Source organism: Hydrotalea lipotrueae, assembly GCF_019249625.1.
In the GTDB taxonomy this organism is placed as follows: Bacteria; Bacteroidota; Bacteroidia; order Chitinophagales; family Chitinophagaceae; genus Hydrotalea; species Hydrotalea flava.
In genome coordinates this window covers 50,959-68,574 of sequence record NZ_JAESDL010000016.1, presented here as the reverse complement: position 1 = coordinate 68,574, position 17,616 = coordinate 50,959, and the positions used below count along the sequence as shown (strand labels likewise).

Genomic DNA, 17,616 nt, shown 5'->3' with positions numbered 1-17,616 from the left:
GGTTAAAGTTTGGTTGCTAATATAGCCAAAAATAAAAGGTGGGAACGTAAATCAGGGATGAATGGATGAAACCATTGAATCTAAGATTCAAAAGAGGGTATTTGAAAATGCGAAGTAGTGCTATAAAGGGGTTAATTCTATTCAACTGTACATTGGATACCCTATTATATAGTTATTTGCGGTATATTTTATTTTTTTCATTAGTGTTTAGCCATACAACTGTCTGTTCCGATTTGTGATTTTGCCCAATAATGTCCTTATACAATTCTGGTCTCCTTGCATTAATATAACGATGCCCACCAGCTTGAATAAGTTTTTCTGGCGTGATAGTGGATGTTACCAGACTGTCTTCAAAAGTGCAACACTCTGCAAGAATATCTCCGAAAGGGTCAATTATCATAGAATATCCATTTTTTAATTGGTCATCGTCCATTCCTACTGGATTTGAAAAAACGACATATACCCCGTTATCATATGCTCTTGCGGGCAACCATTTCATTAACCAATCTCGTCCTTTCATTCCGTCAAATTCTAATCGTAATGATGTTGGATCAGCTTCTCTGTTTTTCCAAAGTTTTGGGTCAACAAATCCCGAACCAGGTCGTGTGGAAGGGGTACACATAGTAACATGCGGCATAAAAATGATATTAGCTCCTAAAAGTGTTGTAGCTCTTACGTTCTCTATTACATTATTATCATAACAAATCAGGATTCCACATTTCCATCCATGAATTTCAAAAATGCAATAAGCTTTTCCTTCAGTTAAATAAGGGTTAATGAAAGGGTGCAGTTTTCTATATTTTGCAACCATACCATTTTTATCAACACAAACATAGGCATTAAATAAATTATCATTTTTGTCTTTCTCAAACAAACCTGCTAATATAATTATATCAAATTTATTTGCAATTTTTTTCAATTTTAAAATACTTTGACCTTCAGGGATGAACTCAGCTAAATCAAGCATTTGCTTTTTTGTAAGTTGTCGTGCAAATGTATATCCAGTAATAGAACATTCATGAAATGCAATTACATTAGAACCTTCTTGAGATGCCTTTTCCGATAGTTTTTCAATAATTGAAAGATTGTAATTCTTATCACCACTTTTGTTCTCAAATTGAGCAGTAGATATTTTAAATTTTTTCATTTATAACATTTTTTAAAAAATTATCATGTTAAAAAAATCTGTATCGATCTAATTATGCGTTGCTATACCATAAAAATCATCAAAAGTTATTGTAGTTTTTATAAAGTTCATATTCAGTATTTCCGTTGTAAGTACCTGATTTACAATTCAAATTAAAAAATTTTGTCAGAATCATAGAGAGATCTGCTACAATTATAAGTTAAACTCGGCGACAGTTAACATTTTTTGTATTCATCTTTAACAGACAAATTATGATACAACGGCTATTCAATTAAAACCCCGGAAGCTCTGTCCCCCCAATAAATATATTTCTTTTTCACTATTTATTTTGAATAACATTCAATTCAAAATGCTGCACTTTGTTTTTGATAGGTGGTAAGGATTTTAAGTAAACATAAATCGCTATCAAATCGCTGGTATCCATTCCACCATACATAGACCAGGGCATAATTGTATTTACTTTATTTGGTGTCATATTTTCCAAATTAGCGATATTACTATAGGTTTTAAACCGGGCAATAAAACTTTCTTTAGACCAGTTACCAATACCTGTTTCTGCATCCGGCGTAATATTGGCAGAAATTACGTTTCCGTTGGGCATTTTAAAGACTCGTCCGCCTGCAAAAGTCAATTCCATCCTCAAATTTCCTTTATCTTTTTGTGTATGGCATTCCATACAAGCGGCAATACTCACCAAATAATGCCCGTAAGCAAGTGTGTCTGATTTAGCAGGTTTTTTAAGTGGTACTGCTTTTTGAGGCAGTGTATTTAAAATAAAATTCATGGGGAAGTTGATGGAACGGGGTTGAATATCATTTTCAATAGGATGCAGCGTTCTAATGTAGGCAATGATATCAAACACGTCTTCTTTATCCATCTTTCCAAAATAAGTGTAGGGCATTACCGGGAAAATGGCATTCCCATTTTTATCAACACCCGTAGTCATCACCCTGTAAATTTCGCCATCGGTCCAGTTTTTTAAATTAACAGGTGTAATATTTTTGGAATAAAATTTACCCGGGAAACCAGATTCTTCTCCAAAATATTCGCCCCCTTTTCCTTCTGTGCCGGGAGTCAATGGCCCGGTATACTTCTTCCAATTGCGGGTAGAATGGCAATCCATACACACCGTAACATGATTGGCCAAATAGGCGCCATGTTGTACCCTTTCAGGTGTAATTTCTACTGTTATTATAGGTGCATTGTCCACATTTGGAAGAAAAAATTTAAGGTAAACCAATAATCCTACTATCAGCAATAGCAAAAACAACCCTACCCGAAGCAATATTTTTTTCATGTTCAGCAGATTTAATTAAATACAAACGGATACAGGGTATGGGATTTTGCAGAATAGCCTATGAAGTTACTTAAACTATTACGAAAAATATGACATGGTTTTCATTAGTGCAAGAAAAGCCAAAAAAATTTTGAAATAAGTTTTAAGTAATTTTTTTAGCAAAATTTGCTAAATTTATTAGTGTGTGTAATTTTATTTCTTTAACTTCGTGGCATCATTAATTTTGAAAGAAAATAACCAGTTATGAGTAATGCTGATAAATTGAAAGCGCTGAAGCTAACCATGGATAAGATTGATAAAGACTATGGCAAAGGTAGTGTAATGATGATGAATGAAAAACCCGAAAGATTGAATGAAGTGGTTTCTACCGGTTCCATTGGATTAGATATTGCGCTGGGAATTGGTGGTTTACCCAAAGGAAGAGTGATTGAAATTTATGGCCCGGAATCATCAGGTAAAACAACCATTGCCACACACGTTATTGCTGAAGCACAGAAAAAAGGAGGTATTTGCGCCATTATAGATGCGGAACACGCTTTTGATAGTGTATATGCGCAGAAATTAGGGGTAGATGTAGATAATCTTTTAATTTCTCAACCCGATTATGGCGAACAGGCTTTAGAAATTGCAGACCGATTAATCCTATCCGGCGCCTTAGACGTAGTAGTCATTGACTCTGTTGCTGCATTGGTGCCGAAAAGCGAATTGGAAGGTGAAATGGGCGATAGCAAAATGGGCTTGCAAGCCCGTTTAATGAGCCAGGCTTTGCGAAAATTAACAGCAACAATCAGTAAAACCAATACCATTTGTATTTTTATTAATCAGCTCCGCGAAAAAATTGGGGTAATGTTCGGCAATCCAGAAACAACCACCGGTGGTAACGCCTTGAAATTTTATTCTTCCGTTCGTTTAGATATTCGCAGAATTTCTCAAATAAAAGATGGAGACGAAGCCATTGGCAACCGTGTAAAAGTAAAAGTGGTGAAAAATAAAGTGGCACCACCTTTCCGTTCTGCCGAATTCGATATCATTTTTGGACAGGGTATTAGTAAAATTGGGGAAATTATTGATATGGGTGTTGAATTAGGTATTGTGCAAAAAAGCGGTAGCTGGTTTAGTTATGATAGTAATAAATTAGGTCAGGGTCGTGATGCCGTTAAACAATTGCTGCTCGATAATCCTGATTTGGCCAATGAAATTGAAGCTAAAATTAGAGCTAAAATATTAGAAGCAGCAACTCCGGCTGAACCCATTCCGGCAAAATCATAAATAAGTATTTTTGGATTTAACAGGTTAGTAAGTGTAAAGTCATCTCTCTTCTGGGGGATGGCTTTTTTTATAACCAATACCCAAAGTTTATGCGCAAATTGTATCTTCAAAGCTCCAAATAAAAACAAACAATATGGCCGAATTTAGATTATTAGCAAATAGAAAAAGAATTGCATTGGTAGCACATGATAATAAGAAAGCAGATTTAATGGCGTGGGCTGAATACAATAAAACAGTATTGGCCAAACACGAGTTAATTGCAACCGGTACCACCGGTAAATTAATAGAAACAGCCTTAGATCGGCCTGTAAAAAAATTATTAAGTGGCCCTTTAGGCGGTGATCAGCAAATTGGCAGTATGATTGCAACCGGCGAAATTGATATCATGATTTTTTTTTGGGATCCTATGGAAGCGCAACCTCATGACAGTGATGTAAAAGCTTTGTTACGACTTTGTGTAGCCTGGAACATACCCATGGCATGCGATCGTTCAACAGCAGATTTCATTATGACATCGCCTTTTATGCATGAACCATATGAACTTACACTACCGGATTATACGAATTATTTAACCAGAAAAATAGAAACATCGGACAATTAATTTTTAATTCCTTTCACTTGTATAATATGCATTTTAAAATTATTAAATACATGCCATGTTGCCGGTAACTTTAAAAATTTGGCACAAAACAGATGCCGCGGCATTAGCTGTGATTGCCAATAACAGAAATATATTTAATCAGGTAAGAGATTCTTTTCCACAACCCTATACTGTTACCGATGCATTAAAATGGATTGAAATACATGGTTCAAAAAATCCTTATCAGAATTATGCAATTTGGGTAGATGATCAATTAGTAGGAAGTATCGGTTTTGTGCCACAGGAACATGAGCGCGGGCATGTTGTTGAAATTGGCTATTTTATTGGAGAACCTTTTTGGGGTAAGGGCATAGCAACAGCAGCAATAGAAAAGCTTTTGCAACTGCTTGAACAAAACAAAACATATTTAAGAATAGAGGCATGTGTATTTTCCAAAAACACAGCATCAATGAAAGTGCTGCAAAAAAATAAATTTTACTTAGAAGGCATACAACACAAGGCAGCCATTAAAAACAATGTTATGTTAGACATTTATATATGGGTAAAGTTTTTACAACCAAAATAAACAAGTTGCATCAACATACGTTTTAAAAAATGTATGCTCATTCATCTGTTTACTTTGCTAGAGAATACTTATCATTTTACAATTTGAAATGATTAAGCATTAAGCTGTTGCAGCACTATATCTCCCATTTGCTGAGTACCCAAAATTTTATCAGCAACTGTTGTTGCATCAGCAATATCACGGGTTCTAAAACCAGCTTTCAATACCGCATCAACAGCCTTTATAATTGTATTTGCTTCTTCTTTCAATCCAAAAGAAATATCTAACATTAATGCCACAGAAAGGATGGAAGCTAACGGATTGGCAACGCCTTTACCGGTAATATCGTGTGCAGAACCATGAATAGGTTCATAAACCCCGGTACCATCGCCAATGGAAGCAGAGGCCAGCATACCCATTGAACCGGCAATTTGTGAAGCTTCATCGGTTAATATATCGCCAAACAAATTTGCGGTTACAACCACATCAAATCGTTTAGGATCTTTAATCAGCAACATAGCTGTAGCATCTACAAACTGATGTTCTACAGTTACATCAGGATAATCTAATGCTACCTGTTGTACTACTTCACGCCACAAACGGCTGGTTTCAATAACATTGGCTTTATCAACCGAACATAATTTTTTACGCCGTGTTCTTGCAGCCTCAAATGCTTTCCGGGCAATACGTTCAATTTCATAACGGCTGTATTCGGCTACATCGTAAGCAGTATCGCCATTATTTTTTCTTCCTTTTTCGCCAAAATAAATATCGCCAGTTAGCTCTCTAAAAAATAAAATATCGGCACCTCTTAAAATTTCAGGTTTAATGCTGGAGGCGTATAGTAATTCATCAAACAATTTAATGGGGCGAATATTGGCATATAAACCAAGCTCTTTACGCATTTTCAATAAACCCTGCTCCGGACGCACTTTTGCTGTTGGATCGTTATCATATTTAGGATGACCCACAGCACCAAACAAAACCGCGTCAGACGCTTTCATTTTAACTAATGATTCCTCCGGCAAGGGGGTACCGGTAGCCTCTATAGCCACATGCCCAATTAAAGCAGTATCGTAGGTAAATTGATGAGAAAATTTGGTTGCAATAGTATCTAATACTTTTTTTCCTACTGTGGTTACTTCCTGTCCAATACCATCGCCGGGAACTATTAAAATTTTTTTTTGCACCATAATTATTTACTTGCTTTAAATCTGGTTTAACATTTTTTGGGTGGCTTTTATAGCAGATACTGTTTGATCGCTATCCAATCCTCTGGTTTTAAATTCGCGGTTCTGATAGCACCAGGTTATAATGGTTTCACATAAAGCATCTGATTTTCCGCCGGGGGGAATACGCACTGCATAATCAGTTAATTGCGGCAGTTCCTTTTTCTTTAATGCATAAATGTTTTTTAATGCATTCATAAAAGCATCATATTGCCCATCTCCCTGTGCATGTTCTTCAAATATTTCCCCTTCCATATTTATTTTCAGGGTAACCGATGGGCGCAGATTTTTTGAATGTGTTAAAACATAATTTTCAATATGTACTTTTTCTTCAATAGAATTACTGTCTAATACATCTGAAAGAATGTAAGGAAGATCAGATTGTGTAACCACTTCTTTTTTGTCGCCCAGTTCAATAATACGCTGGGTTATTTTTTTCAAATCTTCATCCGATAACTGAATCCCTAATTGTTGTAAGTTGTTTTCAATATTTGCCTTACCGCTGGTTTTACCCAATGCATATTTTCTCTGACGTCCAAAGCGTTCGGGCATTAAATCGTTAAAATATAAATTGTTTTTTTTGTCGCCATCGGCATGTATTCCGGCAGTTTGTGTAAATACATTTTCGCCAACCACAGGTTTGTTAACCGGAATTCTGAAACCCGAAAATGTTTCAACCAATTTGCTTACGGTATACAACGATTTTTCAGCTACAGAAGTTTTTACATCTTTTACATAATCATTCAAAACAGCAATTGCACTGGCTAAAGGTGCATTACCTGCCCGCTCGCCCATCCCATTTACTGTTAAATGTACGCCTTTGGCGCCGGCATTCACTGCTTCTAATACATTGGCTATGCTTAAATCATAATCGTTATGGGCATGAAAATCGAAATGTATATCAGGATAGCGCTGAACAATTGAAGAAATGTATTCTTTAGTTTCAGAAGGAATTAAAACACCGAGTGTATCGGGCAATAAAATTCTTTTGATTGGTTGTGTTGCCAGAAAGTCAAGATATTCAAAAACATAATCTTTAGAATGGCGCATCCCGTTACTCCAGTCTTCTAAATACACATTACAATCAATTTTATGCTGTTGCGCCAATGCAATTACTTCACCAACTTCTTTAAAATGTTGTTGGGGTGTTTTCTTTAACTGATGGGTTAAATGATTCAGCGAACCTTTGGTAAGCAGGTTCATCACTTTAGCCCCGGCTTCCATCATCCACTCAATTGAAGTAGTGCCATCCACAAAAGTGAGTACTTCAATTTTATCGAGATAGCCATTATCACTTGCCCATTGTGTAATTTTTTTTACTGCCTGAAATTCACCCTCTGATACACGTGCAGAGGCAATTTCAATTCTATCTACTTTTACTTCGGTTAATAATAATTGTGCGATCGTTAATTTTTCTGAAGCAGAAAAAGATACACTACTGGTTTGTTCACCATCCCGCAGGGTAGTATCCATTATTTCAATGTGCCGCAGTTTATTTTCATGCATACGATACCTATCCTTTCCGGTTGTAAACTATTCGCATACAACCCATTATTGTCAATTAATAAAAACTTTTTGCAGTAAATGCCTGAATTGTCGGTTTAATGGATTGCAGATAATCTATATCATCAAACCCATTTAGCATATTATATTTTTTATATGTATTAATATTGAAAGCAGCTATTTCACCGGTTGCTGCAATAGTGAATGTTTGAGCCGGCAGATCAACGATAAACTGAGCTTTAGGATCTGTTTCAATTGACTTGAAAATTTTTTCTAAAAATTCGGGACTTACCTGAACGGGAAGAATACCAATATTCAATGCATTGTTCTTAAAAATATCTGCAAAAAAACTGGATACCACACAACGAAAACCATAATCGTAAATGGCCCAGGCAGCATGTTCGCGGCTACTACCACTACCGAAATTTTTTCCACCCACTAAAATTTTACCGGAGTATAAGGGATTATTTAGCACGAATTCTTTTTTAGGCGTATTATCAGCATTATAACGCCAGTCGCGAAACAGATTATCGCCAAAGCCGGTTCTTTCGGTTGCTTTTAAAAAGCGTGCAGGAATAATTTGATCGGTATCAATGTTCTCCATGGGCATGGGAACAGCTGTACTTTTTAAAACGGTAAATTTATCGTAAGCCATAAATTGATTATTTGTAAACGATTATTGCATTAAAGTTCTTGGATCGGTAACTACACCTGTAACAGCAGCGGCGGCCGCTACCAATGGGCTGGCCAATAAAGTTCTGCTACCGGGCCCTTGCCGGCCTTCAAAATTTCTATTGCTGGTACTAACAGCATATTTACCTGCAGGAATTTTATCATCATTCATTGCCAAACAGGCTGAGCAACCGGGCTGACGTAATTGAAAACCTGCTTCCGTTAAAATATCTAAAATACCTTCTTCTTTAATTTGTTGTTCAACTATATGCGAACCAGGTACTAACCAGGCAGTAATGTTATCAGCTTTTTTACGGCCTTTTACTAATGAGGCAAATGCACGAAAATCTTCAATACGCCCATTGGTACAACTTCCCAGAAACACATAATCTACTTTCTTACCAAGTATGGGTTCATTTTCCTGAAAGCCCATATACTCTAACGATTTTTTGTAAGAGTTTTCACTGCCGCCAATTTCGGCAGCAGCAGGTATTTTTTTAGATATCCCGGTACCTAAACCGGGGTTGGTGCCATAAGTAATTTGCGGTTCAATATCAGCAGCATTAAAATTCAGTTCTTTATCGAATGTTGCATCCATATCTGTTTTTAAAGTTTTCCAATAAGCCAAAGCCGAATCCCATGCAGCACCTTTGGGCGATTTTTCTCTTCCTTTTAAATACGCAAATGTGGTATCGTCAGGTGCAATCATACCGCCACGTGCCCCCATTTCAATAGACATATTACAAACGGTCATTCTGCCTTCCATGCTCATGTTTTCAAACACTTCGCCGGCATATTCTACAAAATAACCGGTGGCACCACTGGCAGTAATTTGAGAGATGATATATAAAGCAACATCTTTAGGCAACACGCCTTTTCCCAATTTTCCATGCACATTGATGCGCATTTTTTTAGGTTTGGGTTGCATAATACATTGCGATGAAAGCACCATTTCTACCTCAGAAGTACCTATACCAAAAGCAATGCAACCAAAAGCACCATGGGTAGAGGTATGTGAATCGCCACACACTATCGTCATTCCGGGTAACGTTATGCCATTTTCCGGACCAACAACATGCACAATACCATTTTTAGGATTGCCCAAACCCCAATGTGAGATACCATATTTGGCAGCATTATCTTCCAATGCTTTCAACTGATTGGCAGAAAGTGGATCCTGCACCGGCATATGTTGGTTAATGGTAGGTGTATTATGATCGGCAGTGGCAAATGTTTTTTCAGGGAACATAACAGAAAGCCCTCTGTTTTTTAAACCTAAAAAGGCAACAGGACTGGTTACTTCATGTATAAAGTGACGATCAATAAACAGAACATCAGGGCCATCATCTATCTGTTGAACAACGTGTGCATCCCAAACTTTATCGAACAAGGTAGTAGGTGTAGTGCTCATGGAATTTAATTTTAAATACAAATCAAGCAATTAAAAACAAGAACGCAAAATTCGACAATTTTTAGCGATTTGGCTGGTTTTTTTAAAAATTTATTTAAATATTGACATTTTTATTAAATACTAACGAATGTTTGTGTAATTATATTGGAAATTAAATTTATAATTAAGCTTTCTGCACAATACAGAACTGTTTAAAAAATACCAATTCAGCAAAATAAAAAATATCTGTAAGCAAAAAAGTTGCTTAATTAAAAGCAACTTGAATCCAGAACTAAAAAAATATTGTAAGTAAATTCCCAAAACCTATTCACCCTGCCCCAATGAAAAACCCCTTATCCCATTGAAAGTATACAGATTTTCCATTTTAATAAAATCAATTCCCTGCTCTGCTGCAGCTTGTAGTAATTGAAGAATGTCTGATTTTTGAACAGACTGACTGGCTTTAGCATAAAAACGGCAACGCCAGTGGTCGGTACAAAACGTTTCATCAAAACCATTGGGCCAAACTTTTGTACCTCTATTAGTAATCATGATCAATTCTAATGCAGCTGAATTCAGTTTTTGCAAGCGTATGGCAAGGTCATTAGGCTCAATATCAGAAAAATCAACAAATACATCAATACCTACCAATATTTTCTGAGCAGGCAATTTTCGCTGATAGGGAGGAATTTTTAACGCAATACCCTTTGCGTAGGAAACAGATGGAAGCAGTTTTGGTTTTTTTCCAAGCCTTTCAATAACAGCATTAGCAAATTCGGCAGTACCTGTCTTTTGAGTACTGAATCCTGCCTTATAAATGTCAAATGTATGTATTCCTTCTTCAATGGTAGCAAGCCATGCGTTTTGTATTTTTTCTGCTACCTCATTCTGACCAATATGGTTTAACATTAAAATGGCACCCTGAATTAACCCTGATGGGTTGGCTATATTCTTACCGGCAATATCCGGTGCAGAGCCATGAATGGCTTCAAACATGGCGCAGGTAGCACCTATATTGGCAGAGCCTGCCAAACCTACTGAGCCTGCTATTTCAGCAGCCACATCCGATAAAATATCGCCATATAAATTGGGCATTACAACTACATCAAACAATTCAGGGCTATTGGCCAATTTTGCTGCACCAATATCAACAATCAAATGTTGATTTTCAATATCAACGTATTCCTGTGCAATTTCATTAAATACCCGATGAAACAACCCATCTGTTTGTTTCATAATATTATCTTTTGTAAAGCAGGTAACCTTTTTTCTGCCGTATTGTTTAGCATATTCAAAAGCATATCGGATAATTTGTTCACAACCGGGTCTGGAAATTAATTTCAGGCATTGTACCACTTCATCTGTTTGCTGATGCTCAATACCTCCATACAAATCTTCTTCATTTTCACGAATAATTACCAAATCCATTTCCGGATGTTTTGTGCTAACATAGGGAAACATGCTTTTACATGGACGCACATTTGCATACAGGCCTAATGTTTTTCGGATACTAACATTCAAACTTTTGTAACCGCCACCCTGTGGGGTTGTAATGGGCGCTTTCAATAAAATTTTATTGTTTCTGATGCTTTGCCATGCCTGCTGATCAATTCCAGAGCTGTTTCCCGCCAAATATACTTTTTCACCAATCTTTATTTCTTCAATTTCTAATTGTGCACCGGCTGCCATCATAATTTTTAACGTGGCATCCATAATTTCGGGGCCGATGCCATCGCCTTTTGCTACTGTTATTTTTTTCATATCTGTTTCATTTAACGGCGCAAAAGTATTGGTAGCTTTTCATTGTGTTTTATTTATCTTTATAATGAAATACATAAATAATATTTATGAATTACACTTTACATCAACTCATGGTGTTTTCAATTATTGCAAAAACAAAGAGTATAACAAAAGCTGCTGAAGAATTAAATTTAACCCAGCCGGCAGTTTCCATTCAATTAAAAAATTTTCAGGATCAGTTTGAATTACCCTTAACTGAAATTATTGGCAGGAAATTATTTGTGACTGATTTTGGAAAAGAAATTGCAGCAGCAGCCAATAATATTTTAGAAGAAGTGTATGCCATTAATTACAAAACACTTTCATATAAAGGCTTGTTGAGTGGCAAACTTAAAATTGCCGTTGTATCTACCGGCATTTATGTAATGCCTTATTTTTTAGATGGATTTATGCAACAGCATCCTGAAATTGAACTTTCATTAGATGTTACCAACAAAGCCAAAGTATTGGAAAGTTTAGAAAATAATGCCATTGATTTTGCAATGGTTTCTGTATTGCCGGAAAATATGGCCATTGAAAACATCCAATTACTTCAAAACAAATTATACCTTGTAAACAATACTGCACAAAACTTCAAACAAAAAAAACACAATATATCTATATTGGAAAAAATGCCCCTCATTTTCAGAGAACAAGGCAGCGGTACCCGTTTAACCATGGAATTATTTTTTGAAAAACAACAACTAAAAGTGAAACAAAAATTAGAGCTAACATCGAATGAAGCAGTAAAGCAGGCAGTTTTAGCAGGATTAGGCAGTTCTATTATGCCATTAATTGGTATAAAAAATGAGTTATTGAATGGAAGTCTTCAAATTGTTCCACTACAACATTTCCCAATTATTACAAACTGGCAGTTAATTTGGCTGAAAGGAAAAAAACATTCCGCAATTGGAAAAGCATTGTTAAGCTATATTGCCCGTGAAAAAGATCAGATTATTGAAAAATATTTCAATTGGTATGAACAATATTAATCACTACTTCATCTTTCTTTTGTAAACAGATGAAGCAGTGAAAATTAGATTAATTTTTTTTAATGTACGTTTTATTGCCATTTGAATTGATATAATAATGGCCGCCACGTTTCCCTTCATAAATGGTTCTTCCTTTATCATCTTTACCAATTACTTTGTCGTTACCGGCTGCTGCGGTTGACGGTGCAGGTTTTGAATAACTTTTAGCCGGCTTAGCCATAAGCTTTGCTGGTGTGTTAGTAGCAGGTGCTGCTGCAGTTTGTTGTTTTGCTGCAGCTGTAGCTGTTTTTGTTTTTTTAGTAGTAGCTTCTTTTTTTGCTTCTATGGTTTTTTTGGCAACAGTTTGAGCAGTTGTTGCTGTAGGTACAGCCATTAGGGTTGCTATAACCATTAACAGACCCATCATTAATTTTTTCATACAAGATTTTTTGGTGAAACAATAATTGTTTACAAATTATCAATTAAAAAAGACATTTCGAATTATTTCACCAACAATTTTTTATGGTTACTACTTTGTTACTAATAAGCGTCTTCCGGATAGCGTATGCCTGCTGTTTTACGAATGGCATCAAGCGTTTCCATCAATAACAAAGTGTCAGCATGTGCCATAACCGGGCTCTCTGTTAAACCCTTCTGCAGGCATTGGTTTACATGCCGTGCTTCGTATTGATACCCGAAACCGGATTCTTTTGGCACCAGAATTTCAGTTGTTTCACGAATAGTGAAATGATAGTATTGAATGGTTGCCGAAGGCTCATAAAATCTGGATGTTAAACGAATACTACCGGCGGTTCCTGCAATTTCTGCCTCGGTAGGTAATGTTGTTACAAATGAAGAGAACAATTGTGCCATTGCACCATTGGGATAGGTAAACAAAACTGCACATTGCTCATCTACACCCGTTGCAGCATGAGGCACCATTACAGCCTGAATTTGCTGAGGCTTACCCAATATACTTAATGCCATAAAAACATTATAAATACCAATATCCATTAGGGTTCCACCACCTAGTTCAGGGTCGAACAAACGAGGCGAAACGGGAGCCTGTGGTTTAAACCCAAAATTGATTAAGACCGATTGTAATACGCCTAATTTTCCTTCCTGAATCATCTGGATGAGTTGTTGATAATGCGGAAGAAATTTGGTCCATAAGGCTTCCATTAAAAATACTTTTTGTTTTCTTGCAAAATTTATCATTTCCGTGGCCTGCAAAGTATTAATGGCAAATGGCTTTTCACATAAAACTGCTTTACCATGTGCAATACACAACATGGTATGTTCATAATGGAAGCTATGGGGCGTAGCAATATAAATTACATCTACCGATTCATCTTGTACCAATGCTGTATAATTATCATAAGCTTTTGATGCCTGATGCGTAGCAGCAAATGCAGCGGCTGCATCATAAGATCGTGCTGCAACTGCGTACAATACTGCATCATCTACTAATTTTAAATCGCTTGCAAACTTTGCGGCAATTTTTCCGCAACCAATAATTCCCCATCGAATTGTTTTTTTCATGTTTTTATTTTTTCCCATTAAATGTAGTAACGCTTTATGGTTAGGGTGTTACCATTTTATTTTTAATAATACCGCCCGATGTAGGGATTATCTACTATTGTTTTTTTCATCAAAGCAGGATTAATGGCTCCTTCTTTAGCATAAACAATTTTTCCGCCCGGTTCTACCAAAATGGTATAAGGCAGAGCGCCTTGCCAGTTTGGATCAATAGCTTCAATTAATTTATATTTGTCATCACTATTAAAAATATAATTACGGGAGGAAGCCTGCTGTGATTTTAAAAACTCCAATACCTTCATCTGTTTGGCAGGATCATCTGCACTAATGGAAATAAACTCAAAATCACGGCCCCTATACATTCTATTAATGGTAATAAACTGCGGAAATTCAGTTACGCACGGGCCACACCAGGTAGCCCACACATTAATTAGTCGTAATTTATCTGAATGATTTTGTAATAAATACTGAATACTATCGGTGCTAATTGGATGTAATGTTACCGGTTCTGCCGCCCATTGTTGTTGTGCCAGGGTTATCCAATTACTTTTTTCGGCCCATTTAATTGAACAACCAAATACTTTGGTAGTAGTAACGGGAACGGGTTTGTTTTGCAAAAGTGCATCAATGGCATTGGCAGCATCAGTATGGTGTGGGGTTTTGCCCGGCTTTTCAACATCATCAATCCTACCTGAATAACGCAATTTTCTTCCTGCATCAAAAATAAACACATGCGGCGTAGCGATGGGGCCGTATTTTTTTGATACTTCCTGATTATCACCATCATATAAATAGGGAAAATTAAAATGTTTTTCGGAAGCCCTTATTTTCATTTCATCAAACGAATCACTAAGATCAGTATACCCTAACTCATCTAAACGAATCGATTTTGGATCATTTGGCATAATGGCAACCACGGCAACACCTTTATTTTTGTAGGTATTGGTTAATGCAATAATTCTGTCTTCATAGGCCTGTGCAGTAGGGCAATGATTGCAGGTAAATACTATCACTAAAATTTTAGCATCATTGAATGATGCCAAAGTATAGTGTTTACCATCTGTAGCTGGCAAATTAAAATCGGGGGCGGCCGCACCAATGGCTAATGTAGGATGTTCATTCAAAAATAAATTGTCAGCAAAACTAATTTCAGCAATCGAAACCAATATAAAAACAGGAATCAGGTACTTTAACATATGGCAATTTTTTAAATAAAAAGAACTGCAATTTCAGGTTCAAAAGGTACTTAGAAAAAAGGTAAAGACAAACAGTATTCTGAATAACCAAAACAATTTGATGAACATCAATTATTTTTAAACAAGTTTATCTTATGCCTGTACTATTTTAACTTAGTATCTTCTAAAACCTGAAGTTCAGCTACCATACACAAATAAGTACGCTATTTACCAACTTTATTGCACCATTTAAACAAAACAAAATGCATTATCAAGCAAGCCTTCATCGCTATGAAGCCATGGAATACCGCAGATGCGGCAACAGTGGTTTATTATTACCCGCCCTTTCTTTAGGTTTATGGCACAACTTTGGAGATATTGACTCACAGGCCAATGCCCGTGCTATTTTACGCTTAGCCTTTGATAAAGGCATTACCCATTTTGATTTAGCAAATAATTATGGGCCACCACCGGGTTCGGCTGAAAGTAATTTTGGTAAAATTTTTAAAGAAGATTTTTTACCCTATCGGGACGAACTCATTATCAGTACAAAAGCAGGTTGGAAAATGTGGGATGGCCCTTATGGCGATTATGGTTCAAAAAAATATTTAACGGCCAGTTTAGACCAAAGTTTAAAGAGAATGGGATTGGATTATGTAGATATTTTTTATCATCACCGCCCCGACCCAAATACACCTTTAGAAGAAACCATGGCAGCCTTACACTTAATGGTTCAGCAAGGTAAAGCCCTATACGTTGGTATATCCAGCTACCCGCCTGCCGAAGCCGAAAAAGCATTTCAACTATTGCAACAAATAGGTACACATTGTTTAATACATCAACCACGCTACTCAATGTTAGATAGATGGGTAGAAGATGGTTTATTAGATGTTTTAGAAAAAAATGGTGTGGGTTGTATTGCATTTTCACCATTGGCACAAGGTGTTTTAACCAATAAATATTTAAATGGAATACCTGTCGACAGCCGTGCAGCCAGCCATAGAGGTAATGGCGCTATTGAAGAAAATGTAATTACGCCCCAACTCATTCAAAAACTGAATGCGTTGAATGCAATAGCAGGTAAACGCAATCAATCGCTGGCACAAATGGCATTGGCCTGGGTTTTAAAAGATAAACGCATTACATCGGTACTCATTGGCGTTAGTAAAGCAGAACAATTAACCGACTCATTAATGGCATTGAACAATTATACTTTTTCACAGGAAGAATTACAAAATATTGCATCCATTCTGTCTGCATAAAAATAACAGTCAACCATGAAAAAAAACAATATGAAAAAAATTACTTTGTTTTTGCTAATCATCTGTTCATTACAGGTGCATGCACAAAAAGTTCAGGGTCTTGCATTAACCCCGCCTATGGGCTGGAACAGCTGGAATACATTTCAAACCAACATTAATGAACAGTTGGTAAAAGATATTGCCGATGTGATGGTATCCAGTGGCATGAAAGATGCAGGCTATGAATACTTGGTATTAGATGATGGCTGGATGGCTATGCAACGCGATAAGAATGGCAATCTGATAGCCGATCCAAAAAAATTTCCTCATGGCATGAAAGCAGTTGCCGATTATGTGCACTCGAAAGGATTAAAATTTGGTTTATACAACTGTGCAGGAACTAAAACCTGTGCCGGATACCCGGGAACCAGGGGCTATGAATACCAGGATGCCCGCTATTATGCAGCGCATGAGGTGGATTACTTAAAATTTGACTGGTGCAATACCGAAGGTATTAATGCAAAAGAAGCATATACCACCATGAGTAAAGCATTGGCTGCAACCGGAAGACCCATTGTTTTCAGCATGTGCGAATGGGGACAAAATAAGCCCTGGGAGTGGGCAGAAAATGTGGGCCACCTATGGCGCACTACCGGCGATATTTCAAATGTATTTGCAGGAACCAAAGATATGGGCACCTGGCATGCGCTTGGTGTTTTAAAAATTATTGACTTACAAAAAGGCCTGCGTAAATACGCCGGCCCGGGACACTGGAATGACCCCGATATGCTGGAAGTAGGCAATGGTTTAACCGAAGCTGAAAACAGGGCGCATTTCTCTATGTGGTGCATGCTGGCTGCACCATTAATTGCCGGTAACGATTTAAGAAAAATGAGTAACGCAACAAAAAATATTTTGATTAACAAAGATGCCATTGCTGTTGATCAGGATAAATTAGGCATTGAAGGTTTTTCTTATGCAGAAAAAGACAGCGTAGAAACCTGGTTAAAACCGCTTGAAAATGGCAATTGGGCTGTTTGTTTTTTGAATAGAAGCACAAAACCTGTATCTGTTGAAATGAACTGGGAAGAAAAACCAATGTATGATTCACTTTCAAAAGCAATATTAGATGCAACAAAAAACACGTACCAAATATTTAACATTTGGGAAAAACGGGTAGAAGGAAATACCCGGCACAGTTTTAAAACAACTATTAATGGGCATGATGTAATATTGTTACAATTGAAAAAAGAATAAAC

16 protein-coding genes are annotated in these 17,616 nt (G+C 36.7%); 6 read left to right on the top strand and 10 right to left on the bottom strand.

Translation table 11 applies throughout. From position 1 onward, the window contains the following. Positions 1-172 precede the first annotated feature (172 nt). Both JK139_RS10510 and JK139_RS10505 read right to left on the bottom strand, forming a co-directional pair. Positions 173-1,147: a nitrilase family protein gene (locus tag JK139_RS10510; protein ID WP_074420398.1), complete on the bottom strand. Its 975-nt coding sequence runs from the start codon at positions 1,145-1,147 to the stop codon at positions 173-175. A gap of 319 nt (positions 1,148-1,466) precedes the next feature. Further along, on the bottom strand, positions 1,467-2,444 hold the full coding sequence (locus JK139_RS10505) for a c-type cytochrome (protein WP_218331250.1): 978 nt from the start codon (positions 2,442-2,444) through the stop codon (positions 1,467-1,469). A 243-nt stretch (positions 2,445-2,687) separates the two neighbouring features. Here JK139_RS10505 and recA point away from each other — a divergent pair, with 243 nt between their 5' ends. The 3 genes from recA to JK139_RS10490 all read left to right on the top strand — a co-directional run bounded on the left by recA (position 2,688) and on the right by JK139_RS10490 (position 4,879). Further along, the gene (recA, locus tag JK139_RS10500) at positions 2,688-3,713 is read left to right on the top strand and encodes a recombinase RecA (protein ID WP_074420397.1); all 1,026 of its coding nucleotides are present in this window, start codon (positions 2,688-2,690) and stop codon (positions 3,711-3,713) included. Between the two features lie 133 nt (positions 3,714-3,846). After that, complete coding sequence (locus tag JK139_RS10495; RefSeq protein ID WP_218331249.1) at positions 3,847-4,314, top strand: methylglyoxal synthase; 468 nt, start codon at positions 3,847-3,849, stop codon at positions 4,312-4,314. A gap of 55 nt (positions 4,315-4,369) precedes the next feature. Then, positions 4,370-4,879: a GNAT family N-acetyltransferase gene (locus JK139_RS10490; protein WP_074419617.1), complete on the top strand. Its 510-nt coding sequence runs from the start codon at positions 4,370-4,372 to the stop codon at positions 4,877-4,879. A 92-nt stretch (positions 4,880-4,971) separates the two neighbouring features. Here the strand turns inward: JK139_RS10490 and leuB are convergent, their stop codons facing one another. The 5 genes from leuB to JK139_RS10465 form a co-directional block, all read right to left on the bottom strand. After that, positions 4,972-6,051, bottom strand: a complete 1,080-nt coding sequence (leuB, locus tag JK139_RS10485; RefSeq protein WP_218331248.1) for a 3-isopropylmalate dehydrogenase — start codon at positions 6,049-6,051, stop codon at positions 4,972-4,974. A 15-nt stretch (positions 6,052-6,066) separates the two neighbouring features. After that, complete coding sequence (locus JK139_RS10480) at positions 6,067-7,593, bottom strand: alpha-isopropylmalate synthase regulatory domain-containing protein (protein WP_074420396.1); 1,527 nt, start codon at positions 7,591-7,593, stop codon at positions 6,067-6,069. A gap of 55 nt (positions 7,594-7,648) precedes the next feature. Beyond that, positions 7,649-8,245 (bottom strand): 3-isopropylmalate dehydratase small subunit, encoded by a 597-nt coding sequence (gene leuD, locus JK139_RS10475; RefSeq protein WP_218331247.1) that lies wholly within the window; start codon positions 8,243-8,245, stop codon positions 7,649-7,651. A 21-nt stretch (positions 8,246-8,266) separates the two neighbouring features. Continuing rightward, complete coding sequence (gene leuC, locus JK139_RS10470; protein ID WP_218331246.1) at positions 8,267-9,673, bottom strand: 3-isopropylmalate dehydratase large subunit; 1,407 nt, start codon at positions 9,671-9,673, stop codon at positions 8,267-8,269. A 303-nt stretch (positions 9,674-9,976) separates the two neighbouring features. Then, positions 9,977-11,413, bottom strand: coding sequence for an NADP-dependent isocitrate dehydrogenase (locus JK139_RS10465; protein ID WP_218331245.1), 1,437 nt, complete (start codon positions 11,411-11,413; stop codon positions 9,977-9,979). A gap of 86 nt (positions 11,414-11,499) precedes the next feature. Between JK139_RS10465 and JK139_RS10460 the strand changes: the two genes are divergently transcribed. Continuing rightward, positions 11,500-12,423, top strand: a complete 924-nt coding sequence (locus JK139_RS10460; RefSeq protein WP_074420568.1) for a LysR family transcriptional regulator — start codon at positions 11,500-11,502, stop codon at positions 12,421-12,423. A 49-nt stretch (positions 12,424-12,472) separates the two neighbouring features. On the opposite strand, the gene JK139_RS10455 is transcribed toward JK139_RS10460, so the two are convergent. From JK139_RS10455 to JK139_RS10445, 3 genes are all read right to left on the bottom strand, one after another. Then, entirely contained in the window at positions 12,473-12,841 is a 369-nt protein-coding gene (locus JK139_RS10455) for a hypothetical protein (protein WP_081299136.1), read from the bottom strand. A 101-nt stretch (positions 12,842-12,942) separates the two neighbouring features. Beyond that, positions 12,943-13,944 carry a Gfo/Idh/MocA family protein gene (locus JK139_RS10450; protein WP_218331244.1) on the bottom strand — a complete coding sequence of 334 codons (1,002 nt, stop codon included), beginning with the start codon at positions 13,942-13,944 and terminating at the stop codon, positions 12,943-12,945. Between the two features lie 62 nt (positions 13,945-14,006). Continuing rightward, positions 14,007-15,137: a redoxin family protein gene (locus JK139_RS10445; protein ID WP_218331243.1), complete on the bottom strand. Its 1,131-nt coding sequence runs from the start codon at positions 15,135-15,137 to the stop codon at positions 14,007-14,009. A gap of 242 nt (positions 15,138-15,379) precedes the next feature. On the opposite strand from JK139_RS10445, the gene mgrA reads away from it, so the two are divergent. Both mgrA and JK139_RS10435 read left to right on the top strand, forming a co-directional pair. Next, positions 15,380-16,378 (top strand): L-glyceraldehyde 3-phosphate reductase, encoded by a 999-nt coding sequence (gene mgrA / locus JK139_RS10440; protein WP_218331242.1) that lies wholly within the window; start codon positions 15,380-15,382, stop codon positions 16,376-16,378. A 30-nt stretch (positions 16,379-16,408) separates the two neighbouring features. Then, positions 16,409-17,614, top strand: a complete 1,206-nt coding sequence (locus JK139_RS10435; RefSeq protein WP_218331241.1) for a glycoside hydrolase family 27 protein — start codon at positions 16,409-16,411, stop codon at positions 17,612-17,614. Positions 17,615-17,616: the final 2 nt, after the last annotated feature.

Bases quoted from the DNA above. Each gene is read 5' to 3' on its own strand.
- JK139_RS10510 (WP_074420398.1), bottom strand. From the start codon at position 1,147: ATGAAAAAATTTAAAATATCTACTGCTCAATTTGAGAACAAAAGTGGT.
- JK139_RS10505 (WP_218331250.1), bottom strand. From the start codon at position 2,444: ATGAAAAAAATATTGCTTCGGGTAGGGTTGTTTTTGCTATTGCTGATA.
- recA (WP_074420397.1), top strand. From the start codon at position 2,688: ATGAGTAATGCTGATAAATTGAAAGCGCTGAAGCTAACCATGGATAAG.
- JK139_RS10495 (WP_218331249.1), top strand. From the start codon at position 3,847: ATGGCCGAATTTAGATTATTAGCAAATAGAAAAAGAATTGCATTGGTA.
- JK139_RS10490 (WP_074419617.1), top strand. From the start codon at position 4,370: ATGTTGCCGGTAACTTTAAAAATTTGGCACAAAACAGATGCCGCGGCA.
- leuB (WP_218331248.1), bottom strand. From the start codon at position 6,051: ATGGTGCAAAAAAAAATTTTAATAGTTCCCGGCGATGGTATTGGACAG.
- JK139_RS10480 (WP_074420396.1), bottom strand. From the start codon at position 7,593: ATGCATGAAAATAAACTGCGGCACATTGAAATAATGGATACTACCCTG.
- leuD (WP_218331247.1), bottom strand. From the start codon at position 8,245: ATGGCTTACGATAAATTTACCGTTTTAAAAAGTACAGCTGTTCCCATG.
- leuC (WP_218331246.1), bottom strand. From the start codon at position 9,673: ATGAGCACTACACCTACTACCTTGTTCGATAAAGTTTGGGATGCACAC.
- JK139_RS10465 (WP_218331245.1), bottom strand. From the start codon at position 11,413: ATGAAAAAAATAACAGTAGCAAAAGGCGATGGCATCGGCCCCGAAATT.
- JK139_RS10460 (WP_074420568.1), top strand. From the start codon at position 11,500: ATGAATTACACTTTACATCAACTCATGGTGTTTTCAATTATTGCAAAA.
- JK139_RS10455 (WP_081299136.1), bottom strand. From the start codon at position 12,841: ATGAAAAAATTAATGATGGGTCTGTTAATGGTTATAGCAACCCTAATG.
- JK139_RS10450 (WP_218331244.1), bottom strand. From the start codon at position 13,944: ATGAAAAAAACAATTCGATGGGGAATTATTGGTTGCGGAAAAATTGCC.
- JK139_RS10445 (WP_218331243.1), bottom strand. From the start codon at position 15,137: ATGTTAAAGTACCTGATTCCTGTTTTTATATTGGTTTCGATTGCTGAA.
- mgrA (WP_218331242.1), top strand. From the start codon at position 15,380: ATGCATTATCAAGCAAGCCTTCATCGCTATGAAGCCATGGAATACCGC.
- JK139_RS10435 (WP_218331241.1), top strand. From the start codon at position 16,409: ATGAAAAAAATTACTTTGTTTTTGCTAATCATCTGTTCATTACAGGTG.